Raw genomic sequence first — 21,389 nt, forward strand, 5'->3', positions numbered from 1 at the left:
AAAAATTTAGACGGGATAGATGTCCGTGTGGCGTTTTGTTTTCCGGATGTCTAGGACACGATTTTTTTACTTACTCCCTTTTAAAATCACTTAGTTCTATTTGATGTTATTTCCTACCTTTTTATCTGTATCATTTTGTATTATTTTGTGTTATTTAAGCTTAAAAGGGATTTAATAACACAAAATAAGCCTTTGACAAAAGGCCATTTTTGACCACCTTTTGCAATCACTTTCCCGTTTCAGACTTCGTATCATGCCTCTTTTATGTGACAAAATTTGATATTTTTGTAAAAAACAAGTTTTTATGCAATCTATCAGTTATCTAATAATACTTCTTATGGTTACAGTTCGCTTTCCAGACGGCTATTGCTGGTATTTTCTATTGCATCTGTTCACTCATCATAAAAAGTATCTTGTAAAGGAATTCCATTAATGTTAAGATAGAATCAGATAAAAGTACTTTTACATTCATCAATCGAAAATGCCAGGAGGTGATTGCTGTAAATGGCTGATGAAAACACCCTATTGAACAGTGATTTAGAGTCACGCTACGAAAAATACAAAGGCATTATTAAGAATTTTACACTCATGAGTGATATATTTATGCGAAACGTGTTCAAGAAAAGAGAATGTCTGGAATATGTTTTGCAGGTCATTATGAAGAAAAAAGATTTACACGTGATTGATCAGATAATCCAAAAAGATTATAAAAATTTGCAGGGACACTCCGCAGTAATGGACTGCGTTGCCAGGGATTCCACAGGCAAACAATTTGATGTGGAAATCCAGCAGGATAATGAAGGAGCTTCCCCCAAAAGAGCCCGGTACCATAGTGGACTGATGGATATGAATACCTTAAATCCCGGACAGGATTTTGAGAAACTGCCGGAAAGCTATGTAATTTTTATTACCAGGGACGATATTCTTGGATATGGACTTCCCATTTACCACATTGACCGGCAGATCAAAGAACTGAACGAAGCTTTTCAAGATGAAGCACATATCATATATGTAAATTCCCGGAAACAGGATGACACAGAACTGGGAAGACTGATGCATGATCTACACTGTAAAAAGGCAGATGAGATGCACAGTCCGATTCTTGCAAAACGAATGTATGAATTGAAAGAGACACAGAAAGGGGTTGAGCTTATGTGCCATGAAATGGAGAAAATCTATAGTGAAGGAATGGAAAGCGGAGAGAAACGTGGCGAGCTAAAGGCAAAAAAAGAAACCGCTCTTTCTATGGCAGAAGAAGGCATGAATATCCAAAAGATCGCCCGTCTGGTTAAGGTAAGCGAAAAAGATGTCCAGAAATGGATTGATGAGAATTTGTGTGCAATGAAATAAGTAGGATAATATTGTTGATGGGCAGGTCTGTTTTGGGCTTGCCCATTTTTCAAAGAACTTATTAATCTTTCACAATATGAAGATTTTTATAATGTACCCTATAAGGTGGACACAACAAGCCAAAGGGATTACTTGAAATGTTAATTACCGCTAGGGAAAATAATATATGGGCGCCACGCCAGAAGAAAAAAAGAAGCGGTTACATGAAGATTTTGATATTGCCATGACAGAAGAATTTGAAAGTGAGGTGAGAGACATGTGTAATCTAAGTAGAGCTCTTGTAGACCAGGGAATTGAACAAGGAATGAAACAGGGAGTTGAAAAAGAAAAAATGTCCCTGGCCCAAATGATGATCAAGGAAAAGGAACCTGTCGATAAGATTTCAAAATATACAGGCTATGCTATCGACAAGTTAAAGGAAATTGCATCGGCAATGGGACAGACACTTGTGTAACATATGATTTTATAGGAAGGGGCTGTCCTGAAAACGTAGTTCAGCGATAACCTATAAACAAGCATTCTAAATAAGCTCGCCTTTTGGCGGGCTTATTTCCTTCTCTTAATTATACAGTTAAAGAGATTCATTTCGGCTGAATCATTACATTTACCCCTAACTTTTCTAATGTACGAATATTCCTATTGATTATCTTTTCTTGATTGATAACGGAGTAGTAGTCCGCTCCAAGGTCATGATAAGGAACTTTCTCTTTTAGTATATGATAAATCGCGATTAACATGGTATGGGCTACTGCAATTAAAGCCCTTTTCCCACCTCTGCGCGCGGCAATTCTTTGATAACGGGAGTAGAGATAACTTTGCTTGTTTCGTATTCCAGCACGAGCACATTCCACCAACGTTGCTTTCAAATATTTATTTCCTTTCCGTATTCGTGTACTCATCTTTTTTCCGGCGCTTTCCTTACACTCAGGCACAAGCCCCGCCCATGAGCTGAAACGGGATTCATTTTGAAAGTGCTCCATTTCCACACCAGTTTCCGCTAAAATTTGTTCTGCACTTTTTCTTCCAATCCCAGGCATATCATCCAAAGCTTCGATTGCCCAATTTATGGATTCTGTTTTTTTTAATATCTGCATCTAACTCCATAATTAAAGCGGTCAGGCTTTCAATATGCCCAAGTTGATGTTTCAACATTTTTTGCTGATGTTCTGATATCCGTCCTTGTAGGGATTTCTGCATTTCTGGAATTTTATCTCTGGCTCTTCCTTCGGCAAGTTCACTTAAAACAACCGGATCTGTTTCTCCAGATACAATTGCCTTTAAAATTGTCATACCGCTTTTTCCGCTGATATCGGTAATTACACTGCTCAATTTAACATTGCAGCCTTCTAACACAGCCTGGATTCGATTTAATTCACGAGCACGTTCTTCAATTACCTCCTGGCGGTAACGGGTTATTTCTCGCAGTTCTCTTTGATCCCTATTTGGTATGTAACTTGCTTTTACTAATCCATGGCGTACCAGATCGGCAATCCACTCTGCATCTTTTACATCCGTCTTACGTCCGGGAACTCCTTTGATATGCTGCGCATTCACAACCATGATCGGTATCTGTTCTTCTTCAAATATATTATATACAGGTTTCCAATAAGAGCCCGTACTTTCCATGGCAGCCATCTCACAATCTGTTTCTTTCAGCCACGAAACTAATTGGAGAATATCTTCCGTTATTGTTGAAAACTGACGGATTTCTTTTTTTCTGACACTCGTAAAAATACAGGCTACCATCATATTTTTATGAATGTCAATCCCACAACACCGCTTATACAATACTTCCATAAAGCAAACCTCCTTCGCATAAGCCGATGCAGCTCCTTGCTTAATTGTTGGCTGTCCTGCGTCCTCATCAAAAACCGATGGAAACAAAAAGTGGTACACCTAAGGAGCTGAAAATCAGTCTGTCGGACGGGCTTGTAAGCACCAATCCCCTTCCGATCTTATTCGGCACCTTAAGTATACCACTACATAACGTATAGCTAGTATCCAGTTTTCATTTATTGTGGTGAGATTTTCTCATGATTGTCTGTCGGGAAATAGACAGTTCTAAGAGAGGGAGGGTGTGACTCATATAAACACAATTAACAAAATGAAATCAAAAATGTAGTGGGATTTGAGGAATCAAAACGACTTCCAGATGGATCGTTCTTGATTCCTTTTTCTTTACAAATCGGTTACGTTCGCAGTACTGAAATTAGTGTATAATTGTAATAGTAAAAATCACGCACAATAAAGAAATAATCGGGTTTGTGTAAAATGAAAGGAACATTATTATGAAAGCAAGAATACTGGTGATAGAAGATGAAATGGCAATCAATGATCTGCTTTGTATGAATCTGGAAGCTGCTGGTTATGAAACAGTAGGTTATCTGGATGGAAATGATGCAAGTGAAGGCGTCGCACAGGGCCATGAATTTCAGTGCGCACTTGTGGATATTATGCTTCCGGGAAAGGATGGTTATACCCTTTTACCGGAATTAAAAAAGTTTGGTATTCCGGTTATATTTCTTACGGCAAAGGCTGATGTTACAAGTAAAGTAAAAGGGTTAAAAGACGGAGCCGAGGATTACATAGTAAAACCTTTTGAAATGCTGGAGGTAATGGTGCGTTTGGAAAAAGTATTAGATCGTTATGGAACGGCACCGAAACAGATTCAGATAGACGATGTCATAATTGATACCGTAAGTCACATAGTTACGAAAAATGGAGAAGAGATATATTTAAAACCTATGGAATATAACTGCCTTATGGTGTTCGTAAAAAACCCAAATAAAGCACTTACCAGAAGCCAGATCTTGCAGGAACTGTGGAAGGAGGAATTCTGCGGAGAAACAAGAACTGTGGATGCACACGTTGGACGCATCAGAAAAAAACTAGGCTGGCAGGATAAAATCAAAACCATTCCCAGAATTGGTTATCGACTTGAGGTGGATTTATGAAGCTATTTACAAAAATTTTTTTACAGGTAATCTGCGTGGTGCTTCTGCTGTCATCTGGAATTTTTTTCTATACAACTTACAGGTGGAAAAATCAGAGCATACAGAATATCAACAGTTATGAAAATAGCAGGTTTCAAACAAATATTTCTAAGTTTGAAAACATGCTAATGCGGATTAAAAGTAAAACACAGGACACTGATGATAAAATCCGGGAAAAAATGATTATTTATGCTTTTCGTCAGGTATTCCACGACAGCGCCGTTTTATATCAGGATGGAAAAGAACAATATAATGGGACAAAATATGAGTTTGATCTGCAAAATATCAGAAACCTAACAAAAAACAAACATGATGGATTCGAAAATGACATCTATTGTGATAAACCACTGATCAGCAAAACAAATGGCAACGTATTTTTGCTCTTTTATTTTTCCAGTTACAGTTCTACAGACATGAACTATCAGATTGTCACCTACAAAGATATTACCAGTGTACAAAAACAGAGTCAGACACTGTTTTATCAGGCAGGAGGGTTTACCCTGTTTCTGGTTCTGTTTGTTGGCTTTTTCCTGTTTTTGACTTTGCGGAAAATTATGGAACCGCTCACAAGGCTAAAAGAAGCGGCTGTTTCTGTGGCAAATGGAAATTATGAGATAAAAGTGCCATCAGAAGGAAAAACGGAACTGGCACAGGTTGGGAAAAGCTTTAATCTTATGACAGGTAAAGTGAGGGAGCAGATTGAAAAGCTTTCTTCCGTAAACCAGGCACAGAGACAGCTGCTTGGAAGTTTGGCCCATGAATTAAAGACACCGATGACTGCAATCATAGGATATGCAGATACACTTCTAACGGTACGCCTATCTCCCAAGAGGCAGGAGATAGCGCTTGATTATATTAGAAATGAATGCCAAAGGCTTTCCAGGCTTTCAGTGAAAATGCTGGAACTTACCGGATTATATGAAACAGGTGAAGCAGAATTTGTTCCAGTGGAAGTTCAGATGAATCAATTTCTGGAAGATGTAAAAAAACTTGTTACTTACAGGCTTCAGGAGAAAAAAATTTGTCTTGAAATACATTGTAATCCAGAGGAGCTTAGAAAAACTTTTGATCCGGACCTTATGATGAGTGCAGTGACAAATTTTATTGATAATGCAGTCAAGGCTTCCGATGAGAATTCAAAAATCGTACTGGAGGCAACCCAAAATCATTTATCTGTTCAGGATTATGGGAAGGGAATTCCAAAGGAGGATCTGAAAAGAGTAACAGAAGCTTTTTATATGGTCGATAAATCTCGTTCCAGAGTAAAGGGAAGTGTTGGGCTTGGTCTTGCGCTATGCCAGAAAATTGCAGATATACATGGATTCCAGCTGGAAATTACAAGTCATCTGGGAAAAGGAACGATCATATCTGTTTTATGGTAAATAATTTGAATTTACAGAACAGTTACAACTTGCGGAAGATTTGGTGTAATGAAAGATGCTATACTTGTGGACATAAACAGGAAGGAGAATTTATTCAACATGAGAAAAAACATAAATAAAATTGTAGGATTAACACTTTGTATAGGAATGCTCACTGGATGTGCCCATACCCCGGAATCTTCCCTTGTAAAACCAAAAGGAAGCAAGGCAGAAGATGCTTATACAGAAGCTGAAGGCGTAGATATGGTGAAGGAGGACTCTTCTGAAAATACAAAGGATAAGAACACAGCGGTAAGAACAACTATTCGAGACCTGCTCAATGCTCCGGAAACTTATAAAAGTCAGACTACAGATGACAGTGCAAAACTTGTAGTGAACACGGATGCCACCGTAGAAATACCGGATGTAGAAAAGATATCCGCAATTTCTGTCACGCCTGCAGAAGTTACACAGGATCTTCTTGACCGTATTACAGATGCCTTTTTCTCAGAGGCAAAGCTGTATACATCGGATAGCTATTATACCCAGACAAAGGATGAAATCAAAAAAACGTTGGATGAACTAAAAGAAGATGTAGCAAACGGAAATCTGGATCCCTATAACTATGGAACAGATGAAGATGGAAATTATATTTATGACATTTATGGAGAAATTGAGATGTATGAGCAGGAATATGAGTCTGCTCCGGAAACGAAGACTCTGGTAGAAGGAAGACCTGTTGCAGGCTCCCAGGAGACAGAAAATGGTACTGCGGAAAATGAATTCTCCGGTGTTGCACAGATGCCGGATGGATCGGAATATTTTTACAAGACATCTTCCTCCGGATCCGATACCTTATCTGTCAAAATCCGAAAAACGGCAAAATCTGGCGGGGAAAAGCTGCCTGCGGATACGACCTGGTCTGAGTATACTTCTTTCAGTGAAGGAGAAAAACCTACTGAGGAGTCCATTGGGATTTCATTAGATGAAGCAAAAAAAATGGTACAGGAAAAAGTAGATAAAATGGGGATTACAGATCTGCAGTTTTCAGACTGGAGTTATGCATTGTGCAATAATCTTGAAGAGGATAATAGTTTAAGTAATCTTGGAAGCGGATATGCGATTTATTACACACGTACTATAAACGGTGTTCCGATTACTCAGACAATGGCAGATGGCGGTGCTTTGGAAGATATGGACAGCACTATGGAAACCTGGTCTTATGAAAGTCTTTATTTCTTTGTCGATAAAGATGGAATTGAAAGCATGTCTTATTCAAACCCTTATACCATAGGAGAGACAAAAACAGAAAATTTAAACCTTCTTCCATTTTCTGAGATTATGAAAACATATGAAAAAATGATGGTAGTAACCAATGCAGATAATATGGAATATGAAAAATCAAGAGTTTATGACATTGACCGGATTGTTCTGGGCTATGCCAGAATTTATGAACCATCCACAGATCCGCATACAGGTCTTCTGGTTCCCGTTTGGGATTTCTTTGGAAGCAGAAAAGTGGAAGGTGACTATGATGGGAATAGTTACTCGGACATCACAGACTATCCAAGCTGGAGCTTCCTTACCATTAACGCCGTGGATGGCAGTATTATAGACAGGGATCTGGGCTACTGATATGAAGCAGGTACTTGGAATTGTACATTACAATTTCTTTGGCTATTTTCGAAATCCAAAAGTCATTTTTACCTTCCTTCTGGAATTTGTACTTAGCTTTCTTCTCACTGGAAGAATCATGGTTGTTATGGAAAACTATGATACACCGGTACAGGCCGTAGAGCCATTTCTTTGGACCTTTGGGGATGGAACAGCAGTACTGCTCAGTTCTCTTCTGTTGCTTCTGCTGTTCTCAGACCTTCCAAAGATGACACCAGTTACTCCATATCAGTTAATTCGAACAACAAAGAAAAAATGGCTTTTGGGACAGTTTATTTATATTATTCTTGTGACTGCTCTTTATACAGTATTGATGCTGCTATTTACATCTGTACTGTGTATGAAGGACAGTTATCCGGGCAACCTGTGGAGCGAGACTGCTGCCATGCTCGGATATTCTGAACTGGGGAAAAACTTGCAGGTCCCCTCTACAGTAAGAGTCATGGAGAGTATCTCTCCGTATGGCTGTATGCTGCAGGTTTTTCTCCTGTTATTCTGCTATTCCCTGACACTTGGTTTTGTGATCCTTGTTGGAAATCTTTATAAAGGAAAAACAAAAGGCATGGTGTTTGGACTACTTTATAGTGTATTTGGATTTTTACTGGAACCCAATGTGGTAGCCTCAATTTTGCATAAGGAAAAATATGAAATGTATCAGGTGAATGTACTGATCTGCTGGATCAGTCCTTTGAACCAGGCTGTATATGGAAAACATAACTTTGGCTATGATCCATTACTTCCGACCATCTGGCAGTCCTGTATGTTCTTCGCAGGTATTTTATTTGTTCTTATGGTTCTGGCACTTCGCAGGATGAAAAAATATCCCTTTGAATTTCTGGGAGAAAAAACATAATCAGAAGGGGAAATATCTATGCGGGTAGAAACAAAACGTATGCTTCTTGGCAGGAGTTTCCTGGCGGCATGGCTGATTGCCTGCTTTTCTATCGCAGCAGGTCAGACTTATCCAAGTTTGAAAAAAGCATTAACATGTGGAACTTTTATCAGCCTGCTGGATGGTTCATTGAAAAGTCAGATGGTATCTTTTGCCATCCCTGTAGCTGCGGTACTGCCGTGGAGTGATTCTTTTTTACAGGAGTATAAAAGTGGATTTTTAAAAGCTGCATTTCCCAGGACAAACCGCAGGCTATATGTGGAAGGAAAAGTCTTTTCTGTTATGACATCTGGATTTTTAGTCTGGATATTTGCTATAAGCATTATACTTCTTGTTAATTTTGTTATATTTTATCCTATGGAAATAAAAGGCAGCTTTCCAAAGGAACAGTTTCTGGAGCTGCTTATGAAAGCTCTTAGGATGGGACTGATCGGAAGTATTCTAAGCACTTTTGGTGGAATCTGTGGTACCTTATGGAATTCAGCTTATATGGCATATGGGATTCCTTTTGTCAGCTATTATTTTGGAATTATACTTCATGACCGCTATTTCAAAGACCAGATCTGGTTTTACCCAGTGGAATGGATTCTGGCAGATGGAAACTGGGGAACGGATAAAGCGGGATTGTGGTTATTTCTGCTATTATTTTTATTGGTGTTAATGGGAATTTTGGGAGGTGTTTTAAATGGAAAAGTGGAAGAAATCTGAATTTCAAAATACCTGTGTGAAAATAGAACACGTAACCAAAAGGTTCGGGGAAGATCTGGTATTAAAAGAAGTAAATCTTACCTTAAAGGTGGGACAGGTTTACGGCGTTGTAGGAAATAATGGCTCTGGCAAAACAGTACTTATGAAATGTATCTGCGGATTCCTTCCTGTTACCACAGGCACCATCCGTGTTTTCGGAAAAGAAATTGGTCGTGATGTAGATTTTCCAGAAAGCCTTGGTGTCATCATTGAGACGCCTGGATTTCTTACCCAGTATACCGGTGTAAAGAACCTGGAAATACTGGCAGATATGAAAAGAATGATTTCAAAGGCAGATATCCGCCTGATCCTAAAAAAAGTAGGACTGGATCCGGATATGAAAAAGCCGGTTGGAAAGTACTCTCTTGGAATGCGGCAACGCCTTGGGATTGCACAGGCCATTATGGAAGATCCTCGCTTCCTGATTCTGGATGAACCATTTAACGGTCTGGATAAACACGGCGTGGCAGAGATCAGGGAACTTTTGCTTGATTTAAAGGCAGCTGGAAAAACCATTTTATTGGCAAGCCATAATGATGAGGATATCCGGATTTTATGTGATCACGTATATGAGATGGATGGCGGAGTTTTAAGAGAAAGGACAGCCTGAAAATGGGAAAAAAATTTGTGAAAACCACATTCGCAATATTAAGTTTCATGATGCTTCTGCCGACATCTGTTTTTGCAGAAGATGCAGGGAATATGGAAGCTGCTTTTGTGGGAGAGTCTGTTCTGGAAGCAGATCAGTCAGCTTCTTATAGTGATGCAGACAGTACATTGCCTTTTGAAGAGGAAAAAAACAATCCTACAGATGAGAAGATTCCGGAAACTGAGGAACAGACTCCTGAAAAAACGGATTCGGAAAATCAAAATTCTGACCTGGATGGATTTATATCAGGAGACGCTTCTGCTGAGGACGAAAAGAAGACAATCCATGTCATAATAGAAAATGGAAATACTGATACAGATAATGGAACACAGATTACAGATCCTGTTATAGATAGTGGGGATTATTCTGCTGGAGAGTATAGTGGAGGCGGTTCTTCTGCCAGCTCGTCTGGTGAGAAAATACTACATAAACCGCAGGTTCTTTTAGAGGATAACAATCTTTCCGGACAAAATCTAAAAGCAGGCTCTGTCACAGAAATGTCACTGACATTCCGGAATAAAAGCCGTAGCCAGAATGTATTTGGTCTAAAGATTTCTATTTCTGCGGATACAAAGGGAATTGAATTTGAGAGAAACTCTTTTTATGTTCAGAGACTGACTCCAGGAGAAGCAATTACCCTGAAGCAAAAGGTCACAATAGCAGAGGACTGTACTCCAGGTCAGGCAACAGTTTCTTTTTCTCTGGATTACGAAGATTCAAAGGCGACGGGAGCGACAGGTACAGAAACGCTGTCCTTTCAGATCACTCAGCCGGCGCGTGCAAAACTGGAAGCTTCTGATATTCCTTCCGTTTTATATACCATGGATACGGTAGAAATTCCGGTGAAAGCAATGAATCTTGGAAGGGATAAGATATATAATGCAAGTGTCCGGCTGGAAGCAGACGGATTGAACCCAAAAGAGTCCGCTTTTTTAGGAACATTAGAAGCTGGAACCGCAGTACAGGGAAGTCTCCGTGTGTATGTAAAAGGAAAATCAGAAGAAGATGACGGTTCTTTTCCTGGCAGGATTACCGGAAAACTGATTCTTACTTATGAGGATGCAGCCGGCAATTCCTATGAGGAAAGTACAGAGTTTGAGTCTGAGATTAAAGAAGCTAAAATCCAGTCTTTAAAAATAGAGGATGACCAGGAAGAAACAAACAGCTGGTGGTATTCCGTTATTGCAGTTATTGCAGTACTGCTTGTTTCTGTGATTCTACTTCTTTTGGGTAAGCTTCATAAGAAAAACATACTTCTGGAAGAAACCAGAAAGGTGGATGCCCATTGAAAAAGAATAGAATAGATAGTTTTACCTGTTTTGTAGGTTTTCTTCTGATATTGGCATTATTTTTCTCTATAAAGCTTTTTGCAGGAATACAGGATGGGAAAAAACAATACTTGGCACTGGTTTCCCTTGGAGACCTTACTTATGATGATGATTTTTTGAAAAAGGCAAAAAAAATAGAAGGGATAAAAGAGATATGGCCCGTTGTGGAAATTCCAGTAACCATCAAGATTGAAGATTATACGGAAACAGCCACCTTTTTAGGAATAGATCTGAATGCGTTTGGAGAAAATCCAGAGCAGAATGATTTAGGAAATACACCGGTGTTGTTGCTTGGAAGTAAAGCATTGCAAAACATGAAAGACTCAAATAATCATTCCATTTCAAAAAAACAACAGGAAAAATTCCTGCAAATGGGAGAAAATCTAACCATTTCTTATGCACTTGCTGGAAATACAAAAGAGCTTTCTGGCGCGGCAGATCATCTGGTATCCTTGACTGGGCACGAAGAAAATGAACAGCAAACTGTTTATCTTCCATGTAAAATAACTGCCGTAACGGAAAATGAAGATATCTATATTCCTTTATCACAGGCGCAGGAGCTTTGCAGTGAGATGGGTGAGCCGCTTAAAATTACAAAAATTTATTTGAAAGTGAATGGAAAAATGAATCTGGAGAAGGCAAAAAAAATATTTGAATAAGGTATTTTTGGAAAATTAATTGTATCAATCTATGGTATTCATTTGACTAACTATTGTATTTTGTGCATGTTTTATGTAATTTTATCCATGTACTTATTTAAAAGAAAAGTATATACTTTATTCTTGTAAATAAAAGTATTTTATTCCCCTAAGGCTTGTTCCATTGTCTGCATGACAGGCAATGGAGGCCTTCTTCCAACGTATTAATCATAATAAATTGGTATTTTTGTAAATTGTACCATATAATGGAAAACTGTTAGATTGTGATCTTTTAGATACAATTTAGCAGTTTTTTATATGATGGAAATCCAATACAAAAAACCACTTTTTCATGCTATACTTCATTTATGAATTATAGCAAGATCAACACCAATAAAAAGGTCTGGGCAATCTTGCTTAATTTGATATTGTAGGGAAGTCAAATGCAATGCGGTACTTCCGTATTTGCCACTCTGAAAACCTTTGAGCCCTCGCTCCGTCATATAATTAAACAATTCGCCTTGCTGTATTTTCTGCAAAGTTCGTTGTAGGTAATGCGATTTTTTTATTCAAAAACAATACCCACTCTTGTTTCCGTTTTGGGAAAGAATGTAATTTATAGTAAATGAGTAGAAATTGCGATTGTTTTTTGGTACAATATATTGATTAGTAGTGAAATAGCTGGCGGGATTTATGCGTAAGAGTGAAACTTTTATCCTGCCTTAGCCGAAGATATCCCAGACTTTGTTCGGGAAAAGAGTGTGAATATATGGTAAAAATTATTTCAGACAGTACCTGCGACCTTTCACAGGAATTATTGCGAAAATATGAGATTGACATTCTTCCGCTTCATATTCTTCTGGGTGATAAAGAATATGAAGATGGAAAAAACATTACTCCGGATCAGATCTATGCCTGGTCTGATGCAAACAAGACAACACCTAAAACTTCTGCACCTGCCCTGGCAGATGCCATGGAGCTTTTTCGCCCCTATGCAGAGGCTGGAAGGGAAATTGTCTGCTTTTCTATTTCAGCAGGTATGTCCACTTCTGGAAATGTGATGCGCCTTGCTGCTGAAGAACTGGGGGCTTCTGACCGAATAAAAGTAATCGATTCTGCAAACCTTTCTACCGGTATCGGCCTTCTTGTAGTAGAAGCTGCAATTATGGCAAAGAATAACCGGACAGCTTCCCAGATTGTTTCTGAGATAGAGAAGTTAAAACCAAATGTGAGAGCAAGCTTTGTGGTAGATACCCTTACTTATTTATACCGTGGCGGACGCTGCAATGCAGTAGCGGCTATGGCCGGAGGTGTTTTAAAACTGCATCCCAGGATTGTAGTGGAAGATGGTGCAATGAATGCATCTAAGAAATACCGTGGAAAAATTGCTTCTGTTGTCATGAACTATGTAAAAGATATGGAAAAAGATTTAAAAAAGCGAGACCTGAACGCGTATTTATAACACATCCTGGCTGTGAACAGGAAACTGTAGAAAAAGTGAGGGCTTATCTGAAAGAACTTGACATTTTTGATGAGATACTGGAAACCAGGGCTGGCGGTGTTGTATCAAGTCATTGCGGACCTGGTACGCTAAGTGTTTTGTATATTGCAAAATAAAGAATGCATTGCGATATCTGCTATATGCTTCATTACTATAAACCCGCAGTAACACGAATATATTTCGTATTTACAGAAGCACTGGAAGAAAATGGTATTCTGACTCCGAAATAATAAAAAACAGGACAGCAAAGGAGAACAAGCCTATGCCAACATTAACAATCATTATATCACTCATTATTTTAGCCGTTTACATTTTCTTACTGGTTGCTAATAAAAGTAATCCAAAAACAAATGGAATGCTGATGGTTGTACAGGGAGCTTTATGGACTGTGATCGCAGTAAGCAACTGGGCTGAGAATACGGTTGTAAACCGGAGTTGTTACATTATAGTAATTGTTTTATCGTTTATCTGTGGAATCCGGGAGCTTATTAAGCAGCATTAAAAAATGAGAATGGCTAAAACTGTTCCTTTAGGTGGAGATGTTAAAAATGATTCATGATTTAATGTACATTGAACTTAAAACGGGATATTCAGATGATGGTCCGGCATGGATCGGATATGTGAAAACTTCAAAGAGTAAGAAAACAATCTATTTTAATAACCATGCTTTTCAAAAATATAATGGCAATTATTCCAATTATATAGATATTGAGAATGGCGACGAATATTGGATTTCCGGGTTGAAGAAGAAAGAGAGTAATCGTCATTGGGATGGGCATGGAAAAATCATGATCGACCGCAGAGCTGTTAAGGAATATCTTTCTCTGATTGGGGAAAAATCGCTACCGTTAAATTTATTTGAAGTGACTGATATTGAAGATAAATTCCCGATTGAAAGGGTAAATCGGATGTTGAACCCAAAGATTGATAATTTTCAATGTCCATAAAGCAACTTTTGATGTTGAAAGTATCTTTGAATATCGTAGACATACAATGTCTGGTTGAAAATTCGTGGATTCTCATTTTATGTCGTGGTAATTTTGTTACATATTGGTAAACTGTAAGTGGAAGAGAGGTAGAGACATGGACACAAAAAAGATCGGAGCCTTTTTAAAGCAATGTCGTAAGGAAAAAAATCTGACACAAGAGCAGCTTGCTGAGAAATTCAGAGTGTCTGCAAGAACAGTTTCCAGATGGGAAACAGGAACAAATATGCCAGATCTTAGCATACTTGTTGAGCTTGCTGAATATTACGATGTTGAAATGAGAGAACTCTTGGATGGAGAAAGGAGCCAGGCTATGAATAAAGAGATGAGAGAAACTTTGGACAAAGTTGCAATGTATGAAGAATGGACAAAACGAAAAGCACTACAGGCTGGAAATCTTGCCTTTGCATCAATGTTTGTGATTGGTGTAATGGCAATTATTATTCAAATGTTATTGACAATAAATATTCGTTTTATTTTAGGAGAGACAGTAAGTGTTTTAGCCGGAGGAATCCTGTATGCAGCTATTATGATATACAATGGAATATGGGATAAATGTTTGCCCCAAAATACTACTGTATGGAGGGATTTTCTTACCAGCGTATTATGTTCAGGAATTTTTGCTTTCCTCTATGGCGTATGCTTGTTAAGAATGGGAGCTACAGAAACACAGATAACACGATTAGCTTTTGAATTTTGGATTGGTATTACTATTGTCGCATTTATTATTCTTAGAATTCTGACATTTATCAATCGAAAAAAGAAACAAAATCCAACAAATACTCAAAATATAAAAGAAATTTCACCATTATCTAAGATGGAATATATCAAGATTTACAATGCACAAAATATGATAGAAACGGAACAACTCATGGAAATGTTAAGACAAAATGGAATAATGGCTTTTTCACAGGAGGCAAGTGCGAATGTTGCGATGCATGGGGCACCTGGCTTTGGAATATATGGAATGGATATATTCGTAAAAACTGATGATGCAGAAAATGCAGTAGAGCTGATTAAGGAGATTCGAAATCAAGAAAAGCAGTAGAAAATTGGTATTCTTGATAAAAAAAATTGGATTCAGATGACAAAAGGAGAATGGCTAAAGCTGTTCTCTTTTTTCTATGCTATAATTCAAAAAAAATATAAATTTTTTGAGACGCTCATCAAAAAAAGACGACTTTATAATTGAGAACATTTTTGAGGAGGGGAATATCATAGACGATAAAAAAATCATAGAACTCTATTTTGAAAGAAACGAGCAGGCAATTAAGGAAACAGATATAAAATATGGAAAACTTTGTCATAAAATTGCCTATAATATCCTAAATAACCTCCAGGATTCGGAAGAGTGTGTGAATGACACATATTTAGGAGTGTGGAACAAAATTCCACCTACAAGGCCGGATAACTTTAAGGCTTATATTTCCAAAATTGTCAGAAGTATTTCCATAGATAAATTTAGAAAACAAAAAGCTAAAAAACGATCCGCTGATATGGTTATGGCATTGGATGAACTTGCAGATATACTGCCAGATGAAAGGTATGCTCCGAGCAGGAATGACGAAGAGATTGGAAAATCAATCAGTATTTTTCTTAATAAACAAAAAGAAGTGGTCCGGAGAGTGTTTCATCTAAAATATTTTTATTTTGAATCTAACATAGCTATTGCAGAGAGATGTGGTTTTACTGAACGCAAAGTAACACATATGCTAGCTCACACCAGAGCCCAATTAAAAGAATATCTGATCAAGGAGGAAATCTATCTATGAACATACCCAAAATTGCAGATGCCATTGGTTATATTGATAATGAGCTTATCACTGCTACACTGGAAGCACCGCCAAAGAAAAGGCATAATCCTGTAATGAAATGGATGACGGCTGCGGCTTGTCTTACCCTATTTGTAATCGCAGGTATTTTGATTCCGCATCTTTTAAAGAATGACGCAACAGCTGAAAGCAAATATAAATATCATGTTTCTAAAACAGAACGAGCCATAGAATGGCCATGGAAATACAAGACTGCAGCTGAAAAGTATCCTGCTATTAAGTTTAATGGAAAACAGTTTACCGTAAAAAGCCAGAATCCAATCCACACAGATGCACTAGGGGATGAGATTGGCTCCTGTATAGCAGAAGGCCTTGATCCTGATACCGAAAAAAAATATACGGAAACATTTGAGGTGCGGAAGATTCATGGAATATCAGAAGAACTGATGATTGCTGCAGGGAATGAAGACGGATTTTATGTTTATGCAGCTGATGAAAGCACTGCTCCAGATACTTTAGGGAAGTTGCTGGAACTGTATGGTCTTTCTCAAAATATAGAATTAAACTACGTGACAAAATGTGAAAATTATGAGGAAAAAGAGGAACTTTTGCTGGATAATGATGATGAGATCTGGCAGATCCTTGCGGGCCGCAGTGATGCAAAACTTGATAATACAAGTGATTTCTTTGAAAGAGAGAACCGTATTTATCTCGCTTTCACTGCAACCTCGGAAACGCTGGGTGTTTATAACCGGGTGATCTACATTTCTGAAGACGGCTATTTCGCAACCAATATTTTAGACTATGAATACAGCTATTTCATTGGAAAAGAAGCAGCAGGACAAATCATCCGTTACGTACAAAAGCATTCCACGGAAACAAAATCCAGCAGCAGTGCGCCAACCATATCCGGAACTGTCACGGAAATTGGAAATGGATATATGATAGTTGATAATACAGCTTTATGTAGGAACCCCAAAGCCGGAAAAGAATATAAGGTATATACAGATGACATAAGGGTAAAAAGATGGAGTGAAAGTGGGGAGATCAAGACAGGAGATCTTGTAGCGGTTGAATATGAAGGGAAAATTTCCGACAGCTGCGAGATAACGGGAGCATATTCCATATTTACAGGAACGCTTGAAGAAAATGATATTCTAACTCAGTAATAATAAAAACAGGAAAAGGAAGGATACTGGCTTGAATGCGAAACGAATTTATTTGATAAAGATTGCCCCGGTTGTTTTATTGGCAGGCACTGCTTACTGGCTCCCGGGTTCTGATTTCTTTACATTTTTAACCTAGTGGGAGATGCTGTTTCTGTTGGGACTGGTATTTATGCCGGTAACATCCAGGATGTTTCGAGGATTTGATGATAATGGCTGGATGTTTTCCAAGGTACTGGCGGTTGCGGTATGCGGATATGCGCAATGGCTGCTGGCTTGTCTGAAGATCACTCCATTTACAGGAATCACCTGTGTGATTCTCACGGTTATCTGCTGCCTTGGAAGTCTTTTATATGGAATCAAATGTAAGAACAGGTTCCCGGATTCACTTCCCTGGAAACAGGCAGCTCTGGTCTACCGGAAAGAGATTCTTTTGATGAATACAAAAACAGAGGGGAACACATTTACAAAGAAAATCGGTCAGACGGTCTATGTTGTCCGTTATCATTTTAATGAAGATTCAAAGGAAACAATGCAGGAGAAGATTAACCGGATGCTGGTTACAGAAGTAAGCCGAATGGCAATGTATTAAAATTAGGTGGATGTAATTGAAGAAAAAATATGATATCCTATAAGTAACAAAACAGAATTTAAGGAGGAGTCTGTAAATGAAATTATCAGATTTAGCAACAGGTTCTGATTGGATAGTGTGGATTGTCTTTGTGATATTTGCCGTACTTTCTATTATTTTACTTTCTGGACACGGAAGCTGGTTCATTTCTGGATATAATACAGCTTCAAAAGAAGAAAAGGAAAAATATGATGAAAAGAAGTTATGCAGAACAATGGGAATTGGAATGTCTATTATAGCAATTCTTGCATTAACTATGGGCTTGTTTGAAAATATTTTACCTGCATTTTTTGTATATATTGCATTGGGAATTATTTTGGTTGATGTCGTGGTAATTATCATTTTAGGAAACACGCTATGTAGAAAGTAACAATTTCCAGCTTGTATGTAAAAAACAGAAAAAATCGAGAATATATGAATAAATTTTGGGGGGATTACCGAGAAAATAGTATGAAAAAATGCAAATATTGTGGCAAAAAACTAAATGACAATTTTGAATTTTGTAATAGTAATTGTGAAAATTGTTATGAAAAGATGGTGGATAAAGACAACCATAAAATTAAGTATTTTATATTAGGCATTATTTTGGGATTCTTAGTTATGTTTTATGGCATTATTTCTAACAATAATGTCTTCATAATAGGAATTGGAATTATAGTAATGGGTATAGATGTTGTTTTATTGCCATTTACAACTCCCGAAACAATATATTTTCTAGGATATCAAAAGTCAAAATTTGCAGGAAGAATATCAGATATATTGCTCATAGTAGTTGGAGTATGGATGTGTTTTATTCAATGATAGATTCCAGCCTGCAAAATTGAAAATAAATTGAAAGTCACGAAATCGGAGGAGTTAATGATTATGTGGAATGAATTAGGCATAAGCGGAGGAACTGCAATTGTTATTTTGATTGCGCTGTATTTCGTTATCAAATGGGCAGTGAAAAATGGAATCAAAGAAGCCTACAGTGCCATCACTGGAAAGAAAACGGATGAAGATGTCAGAAACGAAAAAGAACTGAAAGAACTCGGATTTGGTCAGAAGATAAATAAAAGTTTTCAGGAGATGTTTTATGAAGAAAAAAGTACTTGCAATTATGTTAGTTACGGTATCAATAATGTTGATTTCGGCGTGCGGAAAAAAAGAAAAATTGTACGAAATTCCTGACCTGTCGCAGTATAAGACAGATTATGTAGGAGATTCTTCGAACGTTATAAATATTGTAAGTGGGCAAGAGTATCCGGAGGGATACTCATATGACAGTATAGAGATACAGTCTGAAACAGAGCCTTATGGATTAACCGTTTTTCTAAAAGATGAACCGTCTGCATCCAGGATTGAAGATGAATTGCAGGTCAATGCAGATATGACATTTGACTTGATTGGTAATTTGGAAACACTTGATTATAGAATTGCAGACAGCAAAGAAATCATTGCATCGTATGAACGGTAGAGCTATTGCTCTTCAACTTCAGGTTTGTAGAATTCAAAAAATTTAATATGAAATGTGAGATAGAGCGTATGGAAATAATCTATACGTTCTATTTTTTTTGCCTTTTTGAAAAAAGTGATTAAAAAACTATTGACATTTTATTACTGGAGGTGCGAAATGGACTATATGACATTGAAAGAGACCGCCGAAAAGTGGGGCGTGGCACCTCGTAGGGTAAATTATTATTGTGCTGGTGAGCGTGTCCCCGGCGCTGTGAAAATGGCCGGTGTTTGGCTGATACCAAGAGAAGCACAAAAACCACTCGATAAGAGATACAAAGGAAACAAGAAATAGTTTCTTGTGAGGTTTCTGTGACATTTGAATGCTACACTAAGAATGAAGGAGTGTGATACAATGCGAATTTTAGTAGTCGAGGATGACCGACTTTTGAATAATACCTTGTGCTATAACTTGGATGCTGCGGGCTATGTCGTGGACTCTGCATTGACAAAATCAGCAGCCAGTAATTTTCTAACTAAGCAGGACTATGACCTGATCGTGCTGGATGTAAACCTGCCAGATGGGAATGGCTTTGATTTCTGCGGTGAGGTAAAAGAGCGCCGGTCAGATACAGCGGTGATCTTCCTGACCGCAAATGATATGGAGAGTGATATGCTCAAAGGATATGAGCTGGGAGCTGAGGACTATGTGACCAAGCCTTTTCCCATGAGCGTCTTTCAAAAAAAGCTGTCCGTGGTATTGGGGTGGCTGGCGAAACAGAGTGGCGGAGATTGCTATGAGGATGGCGCACTATCCATCAATTTCTCAGAGATGACTGCTTCCCTGTCCGGTAAGCCGCTGGTGTTCACTCCGTTGGAATATCGGATGTTGAAAATCCTGACCAAAAATCCGCAGATTGTTTTGACTAGGCAGATGCTACTTGAAAAACTGTGGGATGCCGATGGAAACTTTGTGGATGAACACGCCCTGACCGCAGCCATCAGCCGGGTGAGAAACAAAATTGAAACGGAAGGCCGCCAGTACATTAAGACGGTGTACGGCATGGGCTATATGTGGATTGGAGGGACGCTGAAATGAATATACGAAAATTCTCCATCAACAAAGCCTGTATCCTTTTGGGAATACTCTTGCTGCTGGCAGTTGGTGTGGTTTCTGCCGCTATTTATCTGCTGACCGAGAATATAACCGCTGTCGGGTATGTGTTCTTGTTCAGTGTCTTTGTGTTGCTTTGCGTCATCTGCTTTGTGACCCTGATCCGTCGGAAACTGGTCATGTTCTCCGATTCCTTTTGTGGTCAAATGGATGATATGCTCTCCGGGGATATTATGCAGCCGAAGCAGACGATTGAGGAAGAAAGCCTATTTTATAAAATCAACTACCGACTGGGGCGGTTGTACGAAGTCATGCAGGAAAATAAAAACAACATCGCAAAGGAACGAGCTGACCTGCAAGAGCTGATCTCTGATATTTCCCATCAAGTCAAGACCCCGATTGCCAACTTGAAGATAATCAACAACACGCTGCTTGAAAACGAGGTTCCTCCGCAGAAGCAAAAGGAATTTCTGACAGCCCAGGCTAGTCAGCTTGATAAGCTGGACTTTCTCATGCAGGCCATGATTAAAACTTCCCGCTTGGAAACGGGAGTCATTTCGTTGGATCAAAAACAGCAGCCGGTTTATGATACCCTTGCCACAGCCCTGGGCTGGATTTTGTTCAATGCTGAAAAGAAACAAATAGATGTACAGGTGGAATGTCCAGAGCATCTGGATGCGCGACACGATAGAAAATGGACAAGCGAAGCTCTGTTCAACATTCTGGATAACGCAGTGAAGTACACCCCGGCAGGCGGACAGATCCGTGTGTCTGTGGAAGGCTGGGAAATGTATGTAAAGATCAACATTGCCGACACCGGCATCGGCATCTCGGAGCAGCATCAGGGGACGATTTTCAAACGATTTTACCGGGAAGATGCGGTACATGATGTGGAGGGGATTGGGATTGGTCTGTATCTGGCCCGTGAGATCGTGACCTTGCAGGAAGGCTATATCCGGGTGGCATCAGAGATTGGGCAAGGCTCAACCTTTTCTGTTTTCCTGCTCCGAAAGTAGTACCGACATTCCCTCAAAATTGAAATGTCACAGACTTATGACATTTGGAACCGAATTTCTTATAAATTCTTTGTAGCTCGTGACATTTCTGTGAGGTTCGGTCTTTATGATAAAACCATCACAAAAAAAGGATGGTG

26 protein-coding genes are annotated in these 21,389 nt (G+C 38.6%); 24 read left to right on the plus strand and 2 right to left on the minus strand.

The annotated features are described in order from the left end of the window. Positions 1–504 precede the first annotated feature (504 nt). Entirely contained in the window at positions 505–1,350 is an 846-nt protein-coding gene (locus DWZ38_RS18180) for an Rpn family recombination-promoting nuclease/putative transposase (protein ID WP_117854449.1), read from the plus strand. Positions 1,351–1,573: 223 nt separating this feature from the next. Next, entirely contained in the window at positions 1,574–1,804 is a 231-nt protein-coding gene (locus tag DWZ38_RS18185; protein WP_178105373.1) for a hypothetical protein, read from the plus strand. A gap of 127 nt (positions 1,805–1,931) precedes the next feature. On the opposite strand, the gene DWZ38_RS22970 is transcribed toward DWZ38_RS18185, so the two are convergent. Continuing rightward, positions 1,932–2,444 (minus strand): transposase, encoded by a 513-nt coding sequence (locus DWZ38_RS22970; RefSeq protein WP_243000360.1) that lies wholly within the window; start codon positions 2,442–2,444, stop codon positions 1,932–1,934. After that, positions 2,389–3,147, minus strand: coding sequence for an IS110 family transposase (locus DWZ38_RS22975; RefSeq protein WP_243000363.1), 759 nt, complete (start codon positions 3,145–3,147; stop codon positions 2,389–2,391). The genes DWZ38_RS22970 and DWZ38_RS22975 overlap by 56 nt, the downstream gene beginning before the upstream one ends. 491 nt (positions 3,148–3,638) lie before the next feature. Here DWZ38_RS22975 and DWZ38_RS18195 point away from each other — a divergent pair, with 491 nt between their 5' ends. From DWZ38_RS18195 to DWZ38_RS18300, 22 genes are all read left to right on the plus strand, one after another. After that, a complete protein-coding gene (locus tag DWZ38_RS18195; protein ID WP_117854454.1) occupies positions 3,639–4,304 on the plus strand; it encodes a response regulator transcription factor in 666 nt (221 codons plus the stop codon). A 167-nt stretch (positions 4,305–4,471) separates the two neighbouring features. Then, positions 4,472–5,725 (plus strand): HAMP domain-containing sensor histidine kinase, encoded by a 1,254-nt coding sequence (locus DWZ38_RS18200; RefSeq protein ID WP_243000365.1) that lies wholly within the window; start codon positions 4,472–4,474, stop codon positions 5,723–5,725. 99 nt (positions 5,726–5,824) lie between these two features. Next, the gene (locus DWZ38_RS18205; protein WP_117854548.1) at positions 5,825–7,339 is read left to right on the plus strand and encodes a DUF6034 family protein; all 1,515 of its coding nucleotides are present in this window, start codon (positions 5,825–5,827) and stop codon (positions 7,337–7,339) included. A 1-nt stretch (position 7,340) separates the two neighbouring features. Further along, complete coding sequence (locus DWZ38_RS18210) at positions 7,341–8,231, plus strand: hypothetical protein (protein ID WP_117854460.1); 891 nt, start codon at positions 7,341–7,343, stop codon at positions 8,229–8,231. An 18-nt stretch (positions 8,232–8,249) separates the two neighbouring features. Then, positions 8,250–8,978 (plus strand): ABC transporter permease, encoded by a 729-nt coding sequence (locus DWZ38_RS18215; protein WP_243000367.1) that lies wholly within the window; start codon positions 8,250–8,252, stop codon positions 8,976–8,978. Further along, a complete protein-coding gene (locus DWZ38_RS18220) occupies positions 8,956–9,627 on the plus strand; it encodes an ATP-binding cassette domain-containing protein (protein ID WP_117854462.1) in 672 nt (223 codons plus the stop codon). Before DWZ38_RS18215 ends, DWZ38_RS18220 begins: the two co-directional genes overlap by 23 nt. Before the next feature lie 2 nt (positions 9,628–9,629). After that, positions 9,630–10,955: a hypothetical protein gene (locus DWZ38_RS18225; protein ID WP_117854465.1), complete on the plus strand. Its 1,326-nt coding sequence runs from the start codon at positions 9,630–9,632 to the stop codon at positions 10,953–10,955. After that, complete coding sequence (locus DWZ38_RS18230; protein WP_243000368.1) at positions 10,952–11,653, plus strand: hypothetical protein; 702 nt, start codon at positions 10,952–10,954, stop codon at positions 11,651–11,653. The genes DWZ38_RS18225 and DWZ38_RS18230 overlap by 4 nt, the downstream gene beginning before the upstream one ends. Positions 11,654–12,401: 748 nt before the next feature. Beyond that, positions 12,402–13,094 (plus strand): DegV family protein, encoded by a 693-nt coding sequence (locus tag DWZ38_RS18235; protein WP_347520122.1) that lies wholly within the window; start codon positions 12,402–12,404, stop codon positions 13,092–13,094. A gap of 301 nt (positions 13,095–13,395) precedes the next feature. Next, complete coding sequence (locus tag DWZ38_RS18240; RefSeq protein ID WP_117854469.1) at positions 13,396–13,635, plus strand: hypothetical protein; 240 nt, start codon at positions 13,396–13,398, stop codon at positions 13,633–13,635. A gap of 46 nt (positions 13,636–13,681) precedes the next feature. Further along, entirely contained in the window at positions 13,682–14,080 is a 399-nt protein-coding gene (locus tag DWZ38_RS18245; protein WP_117854472.1) for a mannose-1-phosphate guanylyltransferase, read from the plus strand. 136 nt (positions 14,081–14,216) lie between these two features. After that, positions 14,217–15,167, plus strand: coding sequence for a helix-turn-helix domain-containing protein (locus DWZ38_RS18250; protein WP_117854475.1), 951 nt, complete (start codon positions 14,217–14,219; stop codon positions 15,165–15,167). Between the two features lie 106 nt (positions 15,168–15,273). Further along, entirely contained in the window at positions 15,274–15,891 is a 618-nt protein-coding gene (locus tag DWZ38_RS18255; RefSeq protein WP_207743338.1) for a sigma-70 family RNA polymerase sigma factor, read from the plus strand. Further along, positions 15,888–17,060: a hypothetical protein gene (locus DWZ38_RS18260; protein WP_117854477.1), complete on the plus strand. Its 1,173-nt coding sequence runs from the start codon at positions 15,888–15,890 to the stop codon at positions 17,058–17,060. The genes DWZ38_RS18255 and DWZ38_RS18260 overlap by 4 nt, the downstream gene beginning before the upstream one ends. Before the next feature lie 154 nt (positions 17,061–17,214). Next, a complete protein-coding gene (locus DWZ38_RS22980) occupies positions 17,215–17,649 on the plus strand; it encodes a transposon-encoded TnpW family protein (RefSeq protein WP_243000370.1) in 435 nt (144 codons plus the stop codon). A 76-nt stretch (positions 17,650–17,725) separates the two neighbouring features. Then, entirely contained in the window at positions 17,726–18,058 is a 333-nt protein-coding gene (locus DWZ38_RS18270) for a DUF3784 domain-containing protein (protein WP_117854480.1), read from the plus strand. Between the two features lie 44 nt (positions 18,059–18,102). Further along, complete coding sequence (locus DWZ38_RS18275; RefSeq protein WP_243000372.1) at positions 18,103–18,489, plus strand: hypothetical protein; 387 nt, start codon at positions 18,103–18,105, stop codon at positions 18,487–18,489. Positions 18,490–18,552: 63 nt separating this feature from the next. After that, positions 18,553–18,858 carry a DUF6019 family protein gene (locus DWZ38_RS18280; protein ID WP_117854483.1) on the plus strand — a complete coding sequence of 102 codons (306 nt, stop codon included), beginning with the start codon at positions 18,553–18,555 and terminating at the stop codon, positions 18,856–18,858. Then, complete coding sequence (locus tag DWZ38_RS18285) at positions 18,764–19,144, plus strand: DUF4825 domain-containing protein (protein WP_117854485.1); 381 nt, start codon at positions 18,764–18,766, stop codon at positions 19,142–19,144. The genes DWZ38_RS18280 and DWZ38_RS18285 overlap by 95 nt, the downstream gene beginning before the upstream one ends. 156 nt (positions 19,145–19,300) lie before the next feature. Further along, positions 19,301–19,477, plus strand: a complete 177-nt coding sequence (locus DWZ38_RS18290) for a helix-turn-helix domain-containing protein (RefSeq protein WP_117854488.1) — start codon at positions 19,301–19,303, stop codon at positions 19,475–19,477. Positions 19,478–19,537: 60 nt separating this feature from the next. Next, on the plus strand, positions 19,538–20,221 hold the full coding sequence (locus DWZ38_RS18295) for a response regulator transcription factor (RefSeq protein ID WP_117854491.1): 684 nt from the start codon (positions 19,538–19,540) through the stop codon (positions 20,219–20,221). Then, positions 20,218–21,252, plus strand: coding sequence for a HAMP domain-containing sensor histidine kinase (locus tag DWZ38_RS18300; protein WP_117854494.1), 1,035 nt, complete (start codon positions 20,218–20,220; stop codon positions 21,250–21,252). Before DWZ38_RS18295 ends, DWZ38_RS18300 begins: the two co-directional genes overlap by 4 nt. Positions 21,253–21,389: the final 137 nt, after the last annotated feature.

Origin of the sequence: Ruminococcus sp. AF31-8BH (genome assembly GCF_003460605.1) — a bacterium.
Taxonomy (GTDB): domain Bacteria; phylum Bacillota; class Clostridia; order Lachnospirales; family Lachnospiraceae; genus Blautia_A; species Blautia_A acetigignens.